The sequence below is a fragment of the Nesterenkonia suensis genome (assembly GCF_054782935.1).
Window position 1 is genome coordinate 1 of record NZ_BAAGRN010000010.1, and the last position, 16,172, is coordinate 16,172.

15 protein-coding genes are annotated in these 16,172 nt (G+C 68.8%); 1 reads left to right on the forward strand and 14 read right to left on the reverse strand.

Annotated elements, in window-relative coordinates:
- Positions 1-400 precede the first annotated feature (400 nt).
- From ACYVKI_RS11695 to ACYVKI_RS11715, 5 genes are all read right to left on the reverse strand, one after another.
- Positions 401-1,876 carry a maltokinase N-terminal cap-like domain-containing protein gene (locus ACYVKI_RS11695; protein WP_460690537.1) on the reverse strand — a complete coding sequence of 492 codons (1,476 nt, stop codon included), beginning with the start codon at positions 1,874-1,876 and terminating at the stop codon, positions 401-403.
- A gap of 168 nt (positions 1,877-2,044) precedes the next feature.
- Positions 2,045-3,040, reverse strand: a complete 996-nt coding sequence (gene rlmB, locus ACYVKI_RS11700) for a 23S rRNA (guanosine(2251)-2'-O)-methyltransferase RlmB (protein ID WP_460690538.1) — start codon at positions 3,038-3,040, stop codon at positions 2,045-2,047.
- Positions 3,033-4,499 carry a cysteine--tRNA ligase gene (gene cysS / locus ACYVKI_RS11705; protein ID WP_460690539.1) on the reverse strand — a complete coding sequence of 489 codons (1,467 nt, stop codon included), beginning with the start codon at positions 4,497-4,499 and terminating at the stop codon, positions 3,033-3,035. The genes rlmB and cysS overlap by 8 nt, the downstream gene beginning before the upstream one ends.
- 9 nt (positions 4,500-4,508) lie before the next feature.
- On the reverse strand, positions 4,509-5,945 hold the full coding sequence (gene ispF / locus ACYVKI_RS11710) for a 2-C-methyl-D-erythritol 2,4-cyclodiphosphate synthase (protein ID WP_460690540.1): 1,437 nt from the start codon (positions 5,943-5,945) through the stop codon (positions 4,509-4,511).
- A 49-nt stretch (positions 5,946-5,994) separates the two neighbouring features.
- Positions 5,995-6,516, reverse strand: a complete 522-nt coding sequence (locus ACYVKI_RS11715) for a CarD family transcriptional regulator (protein WP_460690541.1) — start codon at positions 6,514-6,516, stop codon at positions 5,995-5,997.
- Positions 6,517-6,831: 315 nt separating this feature from the next.
- Here ACYVKI_RS11715 and ACYVKI_RS11720 point away from each other — a divergent pair, with 315 nt between their 5' ends.
- Positions 6,832-7,389: a hypothetical protein gene (locus tag ACYVKI_RS11720; protein WP_460690542.1), complete on the forward strand. Its 558-nt coding sequence runs from the start codon at positions 6,832-6,834 to the stop codon at positions 7,387-7,389.
- 117 nt (positions 7,390-7,506) lie between these two features.
- On the opposite strand, the gene ACYVKI_RS11725 is transcribed toward ACYVKI_RS11720, so the two are convergent.
- From ACYVKI_RS11725 to ACYVKI_RS11765, 9 genes are all read right to left on the reverse strand, one after another.
- Positions 7,507-7,812 carry a glutaredoxin family protein gene (locus tag ACYVKI_RS11725; protein ID WP_460690543.1) on the reverse strand — a complete coding sequence of 102 codons (306 nt, stop codon included), beginning with the start codon at positions 7,810-7,812 and terminating at the stop codon, positions 7,507-7,509.
- Positions 7,813-7,959: 147 nt separating this feature from the next.
- The gene (locus ACYVKI_RS11730) at positions 7,960-8,058 is read right to left on the reverse strand and encodes a 30S ribosomal protein bS22 (protein WP_081652675.1); all 99 of its coding nucleotides are present in this window, start codon (positions 8,056-8,058) and stop codon (positions 7,960-7,962) included.
- 212 nt (positions 8,059-8,270) lie between these two features.
- Positions 8,271-9,638 (reverse strand): magnesium transporter, encoded by a 1,368-nt coding sequence (gene mgtE / locus ACYVKI_RS11735; protein WP_460690544.1) that lies wholly within the window; start codon positions 9,636-9,638, stop codon positions 8,271-8,273.
- A 422-nt stretch (positions 9,639-10,060) separates the two neighbouring features.
- On the reverse strand, positions 10,061-11,278 hold the full coding sequence (locus ACYVKI_RS11740; RefSeq protein WP_460690545.1) for an acetoin utilization protein AcuC: 1,218 nt from the start codon (positions 11,276-11,278) through the stop codon (positions 10,061-10,063).
- Positions 11,279-11,337: 59 nt separating this feature from the next.
- The gene (locus tag ACYVKI_RS11745; RefSeq protein ID WP_460690546.1) at positions 11,338-12,009 is read right to left on the reverse strand and encodes a potassium channel family protein; all 672 of its coding nucleotides are present in this window, start codon (positions 12,007-12,009) and stop codon (positions 11,338-11,340) included.
- Complete coding sequence (locus ACYVKI_RS11750; RefSeq protein ID WP_460690547.1) at positions 12,002-13,393, reverse strand: TrkH family potassium uptake protein; 1,392 nt, start codon at positions 13,391-13,393, stop codon at positions 12,002-12,004. Before ACYVKI_RS11750 ends, ACYVKI_RS11745 begins: the two co-directional genes overlap by 8 nt.
- Before the next feature lie 10 nt (positions 13,394-13,403).
- Positions 13,404-14,249: a pyrroline-5-carboxylate reductase gene (gene proC / locus ACYVKI_RS11755; protein WP_460690548.1), complete on the reverse strand. Its 846-nt coding sequence runs from the start codon at positions 14,247-14,249 to the stop codon at positions 13,404-13,406.
- Positions 14,249-15,133 carry a sugar phosphate isomerase/epimerase family protein gene (locus ACYVKI_RS11760; protein WP_460690549.1) on the reverse strand — a complete coding sequence of 295 codons (885 nt, stop codon included), beginning with the start codon at positions 15,131-15,133 and terminating at the stop codon, positions 14,249-14,251. Before ACYVKI_RS11760 ends, proC begins: the two co-directional genes overlap by 1 nt.
- Entirely contained in the window at positions 15,120-16,172 is a 1,053-nt protein-coding gene (locus ACYVKI_RS11765) for a Ppx/GppA family phosphatase (RefSeq protein WP_460690550.1), read from the reverse strand. The genes ACYVKI_RS11760 and ACYVKI_RS11765 overlap by 14 nt, the downstream gene beginning before the upstream one ends.

Genomic DNA, 16,172 nt, shown 5'->3' on the forward strand with positions numbered 1-16,172 from the left:
ATTTTCGTTTTCCGGATCGCTCCGAAGCAACTTTTCTATCCTAGAACATCTCGTTTCCGGCTGTCAAACCCGGTCCCGATCTGCCCTCTGGACAGCAACTTCTCCATCTTACCCGACCCGATCTCCCTTGTCCAATCGCTCGGTGCGAGCTGACCGGTCCGGCAGAACGTCTTCGAAGAGTTCGAAGCCTGCGCCAGGCCCCTCGGCCTTGCCGTTCATCCCGGCGCGGAATGAAACTCTAGCACCATCGTCGAGCGCATGTAAACTCCGCATGAATTCCTGCCTGGATCCCTGTCATGACAGGGATCCGAGCCCATCGGAGCCCCTGCTCAGAGGCCGCTGCAGAATGTATCCGTGGTCACACTCGCCGCGCGCCACATCACCTGGACGACCCGCTGCCTCAGGACTCCGCCTGCAGGAGCATCGAGGGGGCGAACACCCATCGTCCCTGCCAGCGGGCGAACAGCTCGAGAGCCTCCTCGAGCATCGCGGCCCGGAAGAACACCGAGTCGACGACCGCGTCGTCGGCCTCACTCTGCTGATATCCCTGCAGGAACGCGGCACTGACCTCTTCGTACCACCGACCGAAGTTGGTCGGCTCAGCCTCATCAGCCTTCCCCTGCTGTGGTGCCTCACTGGCAGTCTCCATCACCAGGGTGGCGAATGACATCAGCACGGAGACCACATCGCGGAGCGGCAGGGCGTGATCGACCATGCCCCCGTCTTCGTTGAATATCCACCGCTGCTGACCGGCCTCGGCCAGATGGGCATGGGCCAGCCCCAACTCGCCGTGGATGCGCTGCAGGTTCATCGGCTCCTCGGCCTCACGCAGTTCGACGAGCATCTGCTCGACGACCTCGCTCATGTCGCTGAGCTCATCGTCGTCGAACTCTCCACGGGACCGATCCCATTGCGACTGCAGCGTGCGGCGTGCCGCCTCCGACGCTTCCCGGAGCTGATCGCGGGTCTGGGGATGAGCGCCGAAGGATGCGGCCAGATCGGCGTGCAAGGTGCCCAGGGCCCGGCCCAGACCACGGGCCCTCTTCTTGAAAGGGCGGCCGGCGAGCAGGGCCTTCCTCGCCAGCCCCCTGCCGTCCGGGGCCTGGCCCGCGGCATCGCGGATGATCGCCACATCACCGGTCATCCAGGCGCCGACCGTCGAATCGGGGACTTCCTCGGACCGGTCCTCCCATGCGCAGGAGATCACTCCCAGCACCCGAGAGATCGTGGTCCCCTGAGGGTTCGTCAGAGCCAAGGCCGTCTCCAACTCCGCATCACGCCCGACACGGGGGCGACGCAGAAACTCGACCACCACCCGCTGATCAGGACCGGCCCCCTCCGCCACGCCCTCGGGGGTCACCAGAGTGCGGGTGACCGGGCGCAGCTTGGACTCACTCGCTGTCCGGCGCAGCTGCACGGTGAAGGGACCCCACTGATCGAACCCGGCCAAGGCCTCCCCCCGCGAACGCCCGTTGCGACTCCCCTGACGGCGTCGTGCCATCTCCAACCACGCGGCGAGGAAGGCACGGTCACGGGCCCCGTCATAGAGCCAGATCTCGCCACCGTGGGCTGCGGACAGTCGACCGATGAAGGCGTTCTTTCCCGCAAGCGCCGACGGTCGGCTGCGCACGGCCACCGGGACAGCAACCCGGTCCCGATGCCGCTCCTGGCGGCTGGCCACATGGTCGACGTCGAAGATGTGCAGTTCGAGGAAGAGCTCGGGATCGGCATCTCCGGCAGGGGTGGGAAGCCGCAGTCCCCCGACGCGCGTCAGACTGCGCCGGCCGCGGTGAGACGGGAACCAGGGCTGATGGACCAACCAGCTCTCCATGACCTCCAGGAAGCCAGGCTGCTCTTCACCGCGCACCCGCGCCATCCGCGCCTCCTTCACCTCTGATCCGGTCGCCGCTCTGCGTCACCTTCGACGGTACCGCAGCACCTTCGGGTTCCGCCGCTGATCCGTCATCTCAGTCGTGAGTCGTCCCGGAGAATCGGCAAGGCCCCGTCCGCGACCGCGGACGATGAGAGCGCCGTCGGAGGAGAGTCAGCCCTGACGACGGCGCCGCATCGCCACCTCATAGAGCGAGATGCCGACCGCCATGGAGGCGTTCAGGGACTCCGTCGCGGAGGCGATCGGCACCGAGACGATCTGGTCGCAGGTCTCGCGCACGAGACGAGAGAGCCCGCGCCCCTCCGAGCCCACCACCAGGATGATCGGTTCCAGAGCCAGCTCCAGGCCGGGCAGCTCGACCTCGCCGCCGCCGTCGAGCCCCAGGACGAAGTAGCCCTGCGCCTTGGCCTCCTTCAGCGCCTGGGTGAGGTTCTTGGCACGGGCGACGGGGATCCGTGCCGCCGCACCGGCCGAGGTCTTCCATGCCGTGGCGGTGACGCCGGCGCTGCGACGCTCCGGGATGAGCACGGCGTCGGCGTCGAAGGCCGCCGACGCACGCAGGATGGCACCCAGATTGCGCGGATCGGTGATCGAATCACAGGCCACCAGCAACGGCTGATGGGGAATGTGTCCCTTCGTCGCGCTCTCGAGGAGAGACTCGGTCAGCTCGACCGGCTCGGCATAGTCATAAGGCTCCAACACCAGCGCGACACCCTGATGGACCGCATCACCGGTGGTGGTGTCCAACTGTCGGCGAGAGACCTCCTTGACCCGCACGCCCTGCTCGGCAGCATGCCCCAGAGCCTCCCGCACCCGGCCGTCGGAGTCGATGTCCGTGGCCACCTGCATCTCCCGGGCCGGGACCCGTTCCGTGAGCGCCTCGAGCACAGCATTGCGCCCGGCCACGACGTCGTCCGCCCCACGCCCTGAACCCCGGCGGCCCGGCGAAGGCCTCCCCTGCTGCTTGGCCTGGGCACGCTCCGCCAGCAGCTTCTGCCGATGAGCCTTGTGGTAGACCCGGTCCTCCGCCTTGGGCGTGGGCCCCTTGCCCTCCAGCTTGCGGCGCCCCTGACCACCGGAACCGGCGGTGGCGCCCTTCTTCTGCTTCTTCCGCACAGCGGCGGACTTCGGTCGAGAGTCCTTAGCCATGAGCGGCCTCCTTGTCGGTTCCGCGGGCGAGCGACCACCGGGCGCCGTCGCGGGAGTCCTCGATCTGCACGCCGACGGCGGTCAGCTGATCACGGATAGCGTCCGCGCGCGCATAGTCCTTCTGCTGCTTCGCCGCAGCCCGCTCGGTGAGCAGTCCCTCCACCAGAGAGCTCAGCGCCGCATGCGAGACCCCTCCAGCAGCGGCCTGCGGTTCGGGCACGTCCAGCAGACCGAGCACCGAGGCCATCGTCGCCACCTCCCGGGCACGGGCGACGGCTGTGCCACGGTCTCCTGCATCCCGGGCGGTGTTCCCGGCCCTGACCGTGTCATGCAGCACAGCCAGAGCCGCAGGCACGTTGAGGTCGTCGTCCATCGCCGCGGCAAACCCCTCGGGCACGGCACCGCCGGGGGCGATCTCCTCATCCTCGCCTGCTCGGGCGAGGAACGTCTCGATGCGGTCGACGGCGGCCTCGGCCTCAGCCAGGGAACTCGGCCGGTAGTCCAGCTGGGAGCGGTACTGCGCCTGCCCCAGAAAATACCGCACCGCCACCGGACGGGCCGACGCCAGCATCTCCTCCGGAGAGATCGTATTGCCCACCGACTTGGACATCTTCTCGCCCTCGTAGGTGACCATGCCGTTGTGCAGCCAGTAGCGGGCGAAGCCGTCGCCGGCCGCGGCCGACTGGGCCAGCTCGTTCTCATGGTGCGGGAAGCGCAGATCCAGGCCGCCGCCGTGGATGTCGAAGGTGGTGCCCAGGTACTTGGTGGACATCGCGGAGCACTCCAGATGCCACCCCGGTCGACCCCGGCCCCAGGGCGAGTCCCATGAGGCGGACTCAGGCTCGCCGTCCTTGTGGCCCTTCCACAGGGCGAAGTCCCGGGGATCCCTCTTCCCCCGCGGATCGGCGTCGGGGGCGTCCTGCATGTCGTCGACCCGCTGGCGGGTCAGCTCCCCGTAGGCGGGCCAGGAGCGGACATCGAAATAGACGTCCCCCGACCCGTCGTTGGCCGGGTAGGCGTGGTCGGCGTCGATCAGCCGCTGGATGAGCGTGAACATCTCCGTCATGTGTCCCGTGGCGCGCGGCTCGTACCGCGGTCGTCGCACGCCCAGGGCGTCATAGGCCTCATGGAAGGCCTGCTCGAAGCGATAGGCCAGGGCGAACCACGGCTCCTCGGCCGGGTAGTCCTGATCCGGGGCGAAATCCGCGGCGTAGGAGGCGGCCGACTTCTCCAGGATCTTGTCGTCGATGTCGGTGACGTTGCGGACCGACAGGACGTCGTAGCCGCTGTGCTCGAGCCAACGGACCAGGATGTCGAACGCCACCGCGGAGCGAACATGCCCCACATGCGGACGCCCCTGCACCGTGGCGCCGCAGTAGTACAGCGAGACGCGCCCCGGTTCCAGGGACTCGAAGTCGCGGACGGTCGCCGTCTTGGTGTCGTAGAGTCGCAGTGCCACGGGGAAAGCCTATCTGACCGGCCCGGACGACGGCTGCGCCCCCTCTGCCCGGGGGATCAGCACTGCTGTGGCCGTGGCCAGCACTCCCTCCCCACGGCCGGTGAAGCCCAGTCCGTCCGAGGTGGTCGCGCTCAGCGCCACCGGGGCCCCCGCCGCCTGGGTCAGGATACGTTCGGCCTCCTCACGTCGCGGCCCGAACTTGGGCCTCTTCGCCACGAACTGCACCGAGATGCTGCCGATCTCGAACCCGGCCTGTCGGACGATGTGCGCCGCCTCGCTCACCAGCCGCGCCCCGGAGGCCCCCTGCATCTCCGCACGGTCCGTGCCCAAGGTGTCCGCCCCGAAATGCGCTCCGAGGTCCCCGATCCCGGCCGCGCTGAACAGCGCATCACAGGCCGCATGCGCCACTGCGTCGCCGTCGGAATGTCCGGTGAGTCCCTGCTCCCCCGGCCAGTGGAGGCCCGCCAGCCACAGCGCTCGGGGCTCGGAGGCCGGGGCCACCGCATGGATGTCATGCCCGATGCCCACACGCGGCGCCACCACCACAGGGAGCGTCGGGGCGGAGGCCGGGGCGGGGGCCGCACCGGACCTCGGCGGCGCTCCCTCCACAGTCTCTGCCAGCATGGCCTCTGCGGTCAGCAGGTCGGCCGGGGTGGTGATCTTCAACGCCCGGGGATCCCCGGCCACCACGGCGACGTCGACCCCCAGGGCTTCAGCGATCATCGCCTCATCGGTCAGCGCCTCCGCCTCCTCAACGGCGATGCCGTGCAGATGCGCCACGGCACGTTGCAGGAAGTCCAGGGTGAATCCCTGCGGGGTCTGGACCGCGCGCAGCTCCGTACGCGGGAGGGTCTGCCGCACCAGCTCCGGCGCCGAGGCTCCGTTCTCGAACTCCCAGCCCGACTCCTTCCCCGGACGGACACGCTTGATCGTGTCGGTGACCGGGACAGCCGGCACGACAGCCTCGGCGCCGGCCTCGACCTGCTCGGCCACGCGGTGGGCGACTCCACCGGGGGTCAGCGGACGGGCGGCATCGTGGACCAGCACGGTGACCGCCTGCGGGTCCCAGCCGTACCGACGGGCCTGCGCGGTGACAGTCTCCACTCCCCGTCCCACCGACGCCGAACGGGAGCTTCCCCCGTCACAGACCACGACCTCCACCCCCGACTGCTGGGCATGGGCGGACCCGCACGCGGCGAGCCGACGTCGGGCTTCCGGCTGATGCGGGAGCACCAGCACCACGAGGTCCAGCCCCAGGGGCGGAGCTCCCTGAGGACCCAAGGACTCCAACGCGTGGGCCAGCAGCGGACGGCCGCCGAGATCCACCAGCGCCTTCGGGATGCCTCGACCCAGCCGTTCGCCGCTGCCGGCCGCGACAATGACGAGCGCCCGGTGCTGTGCAGCATCCGGGCGCTTCGTCTCAGCCGGTGCGGCCTGGGGCCTCACCTGATGATCCACCTGTTATGTGCCTCGCTGTATGTCCGGGGCTTCAGTGTCAGTTCTTCTGGGCGTCGCCCGCGGTCTGCGACTTCGGGGCTTCGTCCAGCACCGAGTCCAGCAGCTTCTCCGCCGCATCCTCCTCAAGCTTCTTGGCCAGCGCGAGCTCCGAGACCAGAATCTGCCGAGCCTTGGCCAGCATCCGCTTCTCCCCGGCGGAGAGGCCCCGATCGTTCTCTCGACGCCAGAGGTCGCGGACGACCTCGGCCACCTTGTTCACGTCGCCGGAGGCCAGCTTCTCCAGGTTGGCCTTGTACCGACGCGACCAGTTCGTCGGCTCCTCGGTGTACTCGGCACGCAGGACGTCGAAGACGTGCTCCAGGCCTTCCTTGCCGACCACATCGCGCACACCCACCAGGTCGACGTTCTCCGCCGGAACCTCGATGGTCAGGTCACCCTGGGAGACGCGAAGCTTGAGATACATCTTCTCCTCGCCCCGGACCGTGCGCATCTTGACTTCCTCGATGGTCGCCGCGCCGTGGTGCGGGTATACAACTGTCTCGCCGACCTCAAAAATCATGTAATTGTTCCCCTTTCCCGCGGACAAGTTTATCACGGATCACACCCGGGACAGCGTGTCGCATCGCACCCCCGTCGTCACACGGCATAAGGTGTGCGGCCGCAGTTCTTCGACGCCATGTAGAATCGCCGCTGACCCCGCCTCCGCGCGGGCCCGAGGTCGCCGTCGACGTCGGGCCAGGTCAACCCCGCCCCGGGGTCGGCCGCCCTTTCCCGCGCGGTCACCCCTGTGGCGTGACGACTCCTGACCACGGCCCGAGATGACGTAGTCTGGAGTCGATCATCGTCGCACCGACATCGTGAGGAGACTCTCGACGTGAAGCTCGCCCCCTCCCAGGTCCGCCGTGCGGCCGCGACCTCCATGGCGGCCCTGGCCGTCATCGGCATCACCGGCTGCAGCGCCATCAACTATCAGGCGACCACGCACCAGTACTCCGGCTCCGACGGCGTGCGCGCCGACATCGACGACGTGAAGTTCCGCCACATCGCCTTCGTGGGCGCCGAAGAGGGCGCCCCGGCCCGTGCCATCGGCACGGTGAACAACGGCGGCACCGCGGACGTCGAGATCGCGCTCGACGTCGACGGTCAGAGCCATTCCTTCACGGTCCCCGCCGGTGAGGCCGTCTCGCTGGAGCATGACGAGGAGTTCATCGTCGAAGGCTTCGGCGGCGCCCCGGGCGACATGCACGAGATCACCATCAGTGCCGATGGTGAGAGCCTGGAGATCGCCGCCTCGGTGCTCGACGGTGTGCTGCCCGAGTACCGCGCCCTGCTCCCCAACGGCTACGACGAGTCCATGGTGGACCATCTCGAGCACGGCCCCGACACCTGGGGCAGCGGCGCGGCGCACCACGACGCCGACGATGGCCACTGATCCTCACCGGGAGAGACCCCGGGGGAGATCCCGCCCCGGGAGGCGGCAGAGACGAGGAGGGCCCAGCCGGCGACCGGCTGGGCCCTCCTCGTCTCTGCTCTCCTCGCTTCGGGAAGCTCAGGCGCTCCCGGCCTCACGCAGCAGGCGCCGCAGGCGCATCGGGTCGACGCGCCAGAAGTCCCGCACCTGTCCGTCGATCCGCAACACCGGAATCTCCTCGGCGAACTGTGCCAGCGTCTCAGGATCATCCGTGAGATCCACCTCGACCGCGGAGATCCCGAACTCCGCACAGACCGCAGCGGTGACACGCAGCGCCTCCCCGCAGAGGTGACACCCCTGCTTGGTGAGCACCTCGACGAGCACGTCTCGCTCAGGGTGCGGCGTCGGAGAAATCGGAGAGCTCGGGGAACTGCTGTGACCCATGGTGGACCTCCTGCTGCGACGGACGAGGGCGCCGCGAACATCCGCGGCCGGACGGGTACGGGAAGGGCCGGTCTCTCGCCCGGCCCCAGAGACGACCGGACCCCGGGAGCGAAGCCGCTCCCGGGGTCCCTGTCAGCTCAGCGGAGCTCACTTCTTGTTGCGCCGCTGGTGGCGAGTCTTGCGCAGACGCTTGCGGTGTTTCTTCTTCGCCATACGCTTGCGGCGCTTCTTGATCACTGAGCCCATTGGGTGCAGATCCTTGTCTGTCGGTGAATAGTCGAAAGGTCTCGGAACAGTGTAGCGGTTCCGAGGCCCAGGGCTGGAATCGGAAGGCGGTCCCCCTCCGGAGCCCTCCGCGGCGGCCCTCGGCGCTGCCACTCGACGTGCTCATGCGGGATCACCAGCCACCACACGGCGGTCACCCCCGCTTCACACGGGTCACTCCCGGCTGATCCGACTCACCCGCCCATCACCACGCCGAGAGCGTTCAGCTCACCGGAGAGCACCACCGAGGCGATGAGGAAGTAGATGACCAGACCGGTCGCGTCCACCAGAGTGGTGACCACCGGGGCAGAGAACACCGCGGGATCGATCCGCAGCCGCTGGGCGATCAGCGGCAGCGCCCCACCGACGAAGCAGGCCCAGGTGCAGATCACCAGCAGCGTCAGGGAAATGATGAGTCCGATGTCGAGGCCATAGAACACGGCGGCCACCGGAAGTCCGACGGCCGCCAGGAGCAGACCCAGCAGCAGCCCGACCCGCGCTTCGCGCCAGACCACCCGCGGCAGATCGCGCAGCCGGACCTCATCGAGCGCCAGCGCGCGGATCACGGCACTGGCCGCCTGTGAACCCGCGTTCCCCCCGGTGTCGATCAACAGCGGGATGAACAGGGCCAGCACCACCATCGACTCCAGCGTGTCCTCGAAGAACTCCAGGACGTTGACCGTCAGGATCGCCGCGACGATCAGCGACAGCAGCCAGATCGCCCGCGTTCTGGCCAACCGGAACACCGTGGCCGCCAGGTAGGGGACCTTGATCGGCTCGGCACCACCGGAGCGGTAGACATCCTCAGTGACCTCGGACTCCATGATCTCCATGGCGTCGTCGACGGTGATGACGCCCAGGACCCGCCCCTCGCTGTCCAGGACCGGAAGCGCCAACAGGTCCGCCTCCTGGATCAGCCGCGCGGCCTCCTCCTGCGCGACGTCGGCCGTCACCGAATAGGTGTCCGGCGCCAGCAGTTCGCCGAGCGTCGTCCCCTCAGGGCTGGTGACCACCTCGGTCAGCCCGGTGACCCCGAGCAGGTGCCGCGAAGGGTCCGTCACCGGCAGCACGGAGAGGCGTCCCGTCCGGTCAGCCTGACCGGAGAGGCTCGCCAGGACCTCCTCCCGCGTGGCATCGGCGGTGAAGGTCTTCGAGACCGGGACCATGGCGCGCCCGGCGGAGTCGGCCGGGTACCCCAGCAGCACCGAGGTCGCCTCACGCTCCTGACGCGAAAGGCCCTGCTGGAGTCGGGCGGCGACTTTGGCCGGCATCTCGTCGAGCAGCCGCGCCCGGTCGTCGGCCGACATCTCCTCGACCAGCTCGCGGACACGATCCTCGCGCAGGCTCTCCAGCAACGTGCGCTGATGCTCCGCGGGCAGGATCTCGAAGACGACGGCGGCCTCGTCCTTGCCCAGCAGGCGGAAGGCGACAGCGCGGTCGCCGGGGTCGAGGCGGGCCAGCTCATCAGCCACCTCGACGGAGGAGGCGCTCTGCAACCAGGAGCGCAGCGCGATCATGTCGCCGGCGTCGATCATGGTCTTCAGGTCAGTGTTCACATGCATGGGAGGGTTCCTTCTGACGGGCTTTCGGCCATCATGTGGCTGCGACGGCGCGGCACAGGGACAGGGCCGGAGTCACACGGGATGCAGGCGACCGGCGGAGACGACGGTGCTGCCCGGGGGCGCACGTCGGCCAGGCGACCCCTGCGAGGGGCCGCCCGATGATTCCTCAGGACGCGGGTGCCAGAGTCCGCGGCGGGCAGACGGAGTGTCAGGACGTCGAAGGACGCCTCGTCGGCGCTGTCAGAGAGCGCAGACGTCAGCGAGGCGGGCACCGACAGCGACGACGTCGCGAGAAGAGCAACTGTCATCCATGGGGTTCCACCTCCTCGCCGTCACGGGCCCGATCCAGTCATCGAGCTCCACAGACGAGTATATCCACAGCCGAGCGGCTCAGACCACCTGCCGCCGCGCACCCCGGGCCATCAGTCGAACCAGGGGTCCAGGCCGTGGAGCGGGAAGAGCTCCCGGCGCGTCTGCATGACCGCCCGGTCCACCGCATCAGAGGGGTCGAAACCCAGCTCCCAGGACCGCCACCACAGCTCGGCGTCGTCGTTCATCCGCTCCGGCGCCTCCACCCCGCAGGTGCGCCGGAGGTGCTCCCGCCACGCCTCCGGGACCCGGGTGCGCAGCGGCAGCGGATCACCCGCCGCGACAGCCGTCAGGTGCGCCCAGCTGCGCGGCACCACCCGATGCACCGCGTACCCGCCCCCTCCGGTGGCGATCCACCGGTCCTCGCAGTGCTCTTCGGCCAGCTGCGCGACGTCCAGGGCCAGCTGTCGCTGACCGTCGATGCTGAGCCGCAGATCCGTCAGGGGATCCTCCCAGTGGGTGTCACAGCCATGCTGGGAGACCATCGCCTCCGGCGCGAAGGCCCGCACCAGGGGCGGCACCACTGCGTGGAACGCGCGCAGCCAGCCCGCGTCGCCCACACCCGGAGGCAGCGCCACATTGACCACCGTGCCCTCCGCGCTGGCTCCGCCGGATGACCGGCCGCCGGTCTCATCGGGGAACCCGGTGCCCGGGTACAGCGAGACGCCGGTCTGGTGCAGCGAGATCGTCATCACCCGGGGATCGTCGTAGAAGATCTCCTGCGTGCCGTCCCCGTGGTGGGCGTCGACGTCCACATACACCACCCGAGACAGCCCGCCGTCGAGCAGCCGCTGGATCGCGACGGCGGCATCGTTGTAGACGCAGAAGCCTCCGGCCCCGGCCCGAGCGGCATGGTGCAGCCCTCCGGCGAAGTTCACCGCATGGGCCACCTCCCCCGCCAGGATCGCCTCCGCACACTCCAGGCTCCCCTGGGCGATCCGCGCGGCACTCTCATGGAGCGCGGGGAACACCGGGGTGTCCTCGGTGCCCAGGCCGTGCGCGGCCGAACCCGCCCCCTCGGAGGCGGCACGCCGGACCGCGGCCAGGTAGTCGGGGTCGTGCACGCTCAGCAGAGCGTCGTCCGCGGCGATGCCCGGTGCAATCGTCTGCACCAGCGGGTCCTCGAAGATCCCGAACTCCTGACAGAGCCGATGCGTCAGCTCCAGCCGGACCGGGTCCATCGGGTGGTCGTCGCCGAACCGGTACTCCGTCAGCGACGGAGACCAGACCACGACGGTGGGCACAGAGGCACGGAACGAGGTCGACGTCACACGGCGAGCCTACGCCAGGCCCACCCCGCCCGGCGATCCGGAACGACGTTGTGTCGCCCTCAGGCGCTCTCGGCGAAGTGCTCCAGCTTCGTCACATCCCCGGAGACGATGATGGTGTCCCCCGGCGAGACCAGGGTGTCCGGCTGGGCGTAGACGAACTCCTTGCCGGGGGACTTCACCCCGACCACGTTGACCCCGTGCCGACGCCGCGGCTGGCACTGGTCGATCGTCTTGCCCTGCAGGTCCTTCGGAGGCCGCATCTTGACGATGGCGAAATCGTCGTCGAACTTGATGAAGTCCATCATCTGGCCGGAGACCAGGTGCGCGGCACGCACACCGGCGTCGTGCTCGGGATAGATCACGTGATGGCAGCCGATCCGCTTCAGGATCTTGCCGTGGGTGGGGTTGATGGCCTTCGCCCAGACATGCTTGACGCCCAGGTCCACCAGGTTCACGGCGATCAGCACGGAGGACTCGATGGAGGTCCCGACCCCGACCACCGCCGAGTCGAACTCATCGGCGCCGATCTGGCGCAGCGCCTCAATGTCCGTGGCGTCAGCCTCGAGCACATGGGTGAGCGTGTCCGAGTACTTCTGGACCAGGCCTCGGTGCCGCTCGACGGCGAGCACCTCCTTACCCTGGGCCATCAGCTGCTCGGCCAGCGCGATCCCGAACCGTCCCAGTCCGACGACCAGGACCGGCCTGTTGCGTTGTTGGCGGCGATCACCCAAGGATCGGCCTCCCCTCCGGATAGCGGTAGCGAGTGCTGCGATGGCGAAGCGCCAGCGCAGCTGCGAACGTAATGATGCCCACACGTCCAGCGAACATCAAAGCGGCCAGCACATACAGCCCCGACGGAGGAAGCTCCGCCGTCAGCCCCGAGGTCAGCCCCACCGTGGCGAAGGCGGAGATCGACTCGTACAACGGCCGTTCCATGTCCTGGCCGGCGATGTGCATCAGTGCCAGAGTGGAGATGAGCACCAGTGTCGCACCCATCGCCACGACGGAGACCGCCACGCGGACCGCGGACGACGGGATGGTCCGCCCATGGGCGACCGACTCCTTGTGCCCCCGGGCCTCGGCCAGGAACGCCAGCCAGATCACCGCAATGGTGGTGACCTTGATCCCCCCGGCCGTGGAGACCGAGCCGCCTCCGGCGAACATCAGCGCGTCCGAGATGAGCATGGTCGTCGAGTTCTCCTGATTGGACTCGACCACGGAGAACCCTCCCGAGCGCATGTTCACCGAGGCGAACAGGGCGCTCTGGAGCTTCTCCCAGATCGGCATCTCCCCGATGGTAGCGCTGTTGTTCCACTCCATGAAGGCGTAGATCGCCGCACCGGCGACCATCAACAGGGTGGTCACCTCCACGGTGAGCTTGGCGTGCAGGTTCCAGCTGCGATAGTGCCAGCGGAACCGCCACAGCACGTACAGCACCGGGAAGCCCAGACTGCCCAGAATCACCCCGATCATGATCGCCCACACCACGATGGGGTCATAGTCGACGGCGGCGAGCCCCTCGGAATGGATGACGAACCCCGCGTTGTTGAACGCCGAGATCGCATAGAAGATCCCGTGCCAGAAACCGGTGATGACATCCCCCTCGATGGCGATCAACCGAGGCACCAGCACGGCCGCCAGAGCCGCCTCGATCGCCAGAGAGAGGATGATGACGATGCGGATCAGGCTGGCCACCTCGCCGAGCTGCTCCGTCTTCCACCCCTCCTGAGCCAGCCGCTTGGTGCGCACGCCCAGACTCCGGGAGACGCTGGCGGCGAGCACGGAGGCCACTGTGAGGATGCCCAGCCCACCGAGCTGGATGGCCACGATGATGATGATCTGCCCGGCCAGGGACCAGTGATCCGCCGTGTTGACAGGGGTCAGGCCGGTCACCGAGACCGCCGAGGTGGCCACGAACACTGCATCCGGCAAAGAGGCCGGACGGCCGCTCGCCGTGGCCCACGGCATCATCAGCAGCGAGGAGAAGACCGCGATCGCGAAGGCGAAGATGAGCAGCGCCGCACGTGCCGGCGATGCCCCCGCGATGCTCTTGATCCAGCCCAGCAGACTGGGCCGCAGGCGCCTTCCGACCTGCGGCGGTACGTCCCTCACCATGGATGAAAGCTTAGACCTGTTCGCGCAGCGCCGCCGTCATCTCGGCAGAACGATGCGCACTCGCGGCGACCGCCGCGACCACGGCCCGGGAGACCCCGTGCTCGTCCAGCTGGCGGATGGCCCGTTCGGTGGTGCCGTTCGGTGAGCAGACGGCCCGACGCAGCGCCGCCGCATCGGCCTCCCCGGTGGCGTGGTTCTCCACCAGCATTCTGCCGGCGCCATGGACCGTGTGGGCGGCCAGGTCCGCGGCCAGGTCCGGATCCAGACCGAGCTCCACACCGGCGGCGGCCATGTGCTCGGCCAGGTAGAAGGCGTAGGCGGGCCCCGACCCGGAGATCCCCGTCAGCGCATCGATCTGGCCCTCCTCGATGACGTGGACGGCTCCGCAGGACTCCAGCAGACCGGCGACACGGTCGGTCTGTTCCTGACTCACATGGGCGCCCGGCACCAGCCCCACGACACCCAGCCCCACCGACAGCGGGGTGTTGGGCATGGAACGGATGACCGGCTGTCCGTCCCGCAGCGCACTCTGCATCATCTGCAGGTCCACCGCGGCGGCCACCGAGACCACCACGGCCTCGGGCTTCAGCACCTCCCGAATCTCCTCACAGAGGGCCACGATCCCATGCGGCTTGACCCCCAGGAAGACGACGTCGGCCTCGGCCGCCGCCCGGCGGTTCGCCTCCGCGTCCTCCTCCTCGGAGAGCACGGTGATCCCGTGCTGTGCCGCACGAGCCTGCCCCGAGGCGGCTGTGCGGGAGGTGGCGACGACGTCGTCGGCCGCGACCCCGGAGGCGAGGAAGCCGGACAGGATGGCGCCGTTCATGGACCCCAGTCCGAGCATCGCGATGCGCATCAGTGTGTCTCCTCTTCCGTGTCAGCTGCGTCAGCCGTGTCATCGGCCCCGGCGTCCTCGGCCGAGGCCGCGCCGCGCGCCAGGTGGCGTCGGGCGAACTCCAGAGATTCTGCCAGCCACCGCTCCTTCTCGCCCACCTGCTTGGCGCCGCGAGTGGCCACCTCGACGGCGACCACGCCCCGGAAACCGTCGCCGTCGGCGAAACGCGGGGAGGCGATGAGCTCCAACGTCTCGGCCACGGGCTGCTCCCCGTGGCCGGGGATGAGGTGGTCATCCTTGAATCCGTTGGACCAGCCGTCGGTGAGGTGGACGTGCTTCAACCGGCCGCCCAGCCTCCGGCATGACTCCAGCGAATCGGCCTCCGCCGTGGCCGCATGGGAGAAGTCCCAGGTCACGTGAGGATACGGCTGATCCACCGGGTCCCAGTGCGGCAGGTACATGGCTGCGGTCCGTCCACCGGCCCGCCAGGGGTACATGTTCTCCACGGCGATACGGACACCGGTGTCCTGCTCGAGCTTCGAGATGCCCTCCGCGAAGCCCTCTGCATAGCCGACCTGCCAACGGAAGGGCGGGTGGGCCACTACCGTGTCACATCCGACGGCCGCCGCGAGCCGGGCGCTGCGCCGCAGCTTCTCCCAGGCCGAGCCCCAGACCTGCTGGGTCAGCAGCAACGTCGGTGCGTGGATCGCGGTCACCGGAAGCCCGAACCGCTGGGTGAGGTCGTTCAGGACTGCCGCCTGCTGGGTCTCGGTGCGGTGGGTGACCATCACCTCCATCGCGTCGTAGCCGAGATCATCCGCCATGGAGAACCCCTCGGCCACCCCCAGCGGGTAGATCGAGGAGGTCGACAGGGCGACGGGGACCGGAATCTCAGCGCCGGGCATGCTCCACCGCCGCTCTCGAGGCCGCCACGTCATCACGCGTCGGGCGGTTCAGCTCTCGGGCCAGGTCCACGTGTCCGACGCCGGGGGCATGGGAGACCTCCACGGCGTTCTCCCGCACCAAGGCGTCCAGGCGGCGCAGGATGAGCCCCTCACGCAGCGCCCACGGACAGATCTGCAGCTGCTCGATGCCGAAGGCCCGCATCGCCGTCTCCGCCACCATGGCGCCGGCGAAGACCTGACGCGCCCGGACCGTGGAGACTCCGGGGAGCTCGGCACGTTCAGCCGTGCTCATCTGACCCAGGCGCTTCACCACAGCCTTGAGATCCTTGTGCACCAGCGTCCGCCGCACATAGGGGCCCGCCGCCGACGGAGCGGCACCGGTCATCCGAGCCAGTGACCGGAAGGTCTTGGACGTCGCCAGGACCTCGGTGTGGGCGTCCAGGGTGGGGAACTCCAGACGAGCCGCCTCGACCTCTTCGCGCACATAGGTCTTCAGGGCCTTGATCTGGTCCTTGGAAGGTGGATCCGAGGGCAGCCAGTCCCGCGTCAGCCGCCCCGCCCCCAGCGGGACGGACATCGCCGAGGTGGGCAGCTCGTCCTGTCCATAGGCGATCTCGAAGGACCCGCCACCGATGTCGAAGTTCAAGATATGCCCGGCGCTCCATCCGCGCCACCGGCGGGCCGCCAGGAAGGTCATCGCCGACTCCTGGGCACCCGAGAGCTCCATGAGCTCGACGTCGGTCTCCGCCGCCACGCGCGCCAGGACCTCGTCCCCGTTGCTGGCCTCGCGGATCGCCGAGGTGCAGAAGGAGAGCAGGTCCGCCGCCCGGTGCCGGGCCGCGAAACGAGCAGCCTCGTCGATGAACCCGATCAGCTCATCCTGGCCCCGGCGCGTGATCGCGCCTGCGGGGTCCAGGTGCTGGACCAGCGAGAGCGGGCGCTTATGCGAGGCGAAGGCTTCCGGCTTGGCACCGATGTGGGCGTCCACCAGGAGCAGGTGGACGGTGTTGGAACCGATGTCGAGCACGCCCAGTCGCAT

Bases quoted from the DNA above. Each gene is read 5' to 3' on its own strand.
- ACYVKI_RS11730 (WP_081652675.1), bottom strand. From the start codon at position 8,058: ATGGGCTCAGTGATCAAGAAGCGCCGCAAGCGTATGGCGAAGAAGAAA.
- ACYVKI_RS11715 (WP_460690541.1), bottom strand. From the start codon at position 6,516: ATGATTTTTGAGGTCGGCGAGACAGTTGTATACCCGCACCACGGCGCG.
- rlmB (WP_460690538.1), bottom strand. From the start codon at position 3,040: ATGGCTAAGGACTCTCGACCGAAGTCCGCCGCTGTGCGGAAGAAGCAG.
- ACYVKI_RS11695 (WP_460690537.1), bottom strand. From the start codon at position 1,876: ATGGCGCGGGTGCGCGGTGAAGAGCAGCCTGGCTTCCTGGAGGTCATG.
- proC (WP_460690548.1), bottom strand. From the start codon at position 14,249: ATGCGCATCGCGATGCTCGGACTGGGGTCCATGAACGGCGCCATCCTG.
- mgtE (WP_460690544.1), bottom strand. From the start codon at position 9,638: ATGCATGTGAACACTGACCTGAAGACCATGATCGACGCCGGCGACATG.
- ACYVKI_RS11760 (WP_460690549.1), bottom strand. From the start codon at position 15,133: ATGCCCGGCGCTGAGATTCCGGTCCCCGTCGCCCTGTCGACCTCCTCG.
- ACYVKI_RS11750 (WP_460690547.1), bottom strand. From the start codon at position 13,393: ATGGTGAGGGACGTACCGCCGCAGGTCGGAAGGCGCCTGCGGCCCAGT.
- ACYVKI_RS11725 (WP_460690543.1), bottom strand. From the start codon at position 7,812: ATGGGTCACAGCAGTTCCCCGAGCTCTCCGATTTCTCCGACGCCGCAC.
- ACYVKI_RS11765 (WP_460690550.1), bottom strand. From the start codon at position 16,172: ATGCGACTGGGCGTGCTCGACATCGGTTCCAACACCGTCCACCTGCTC.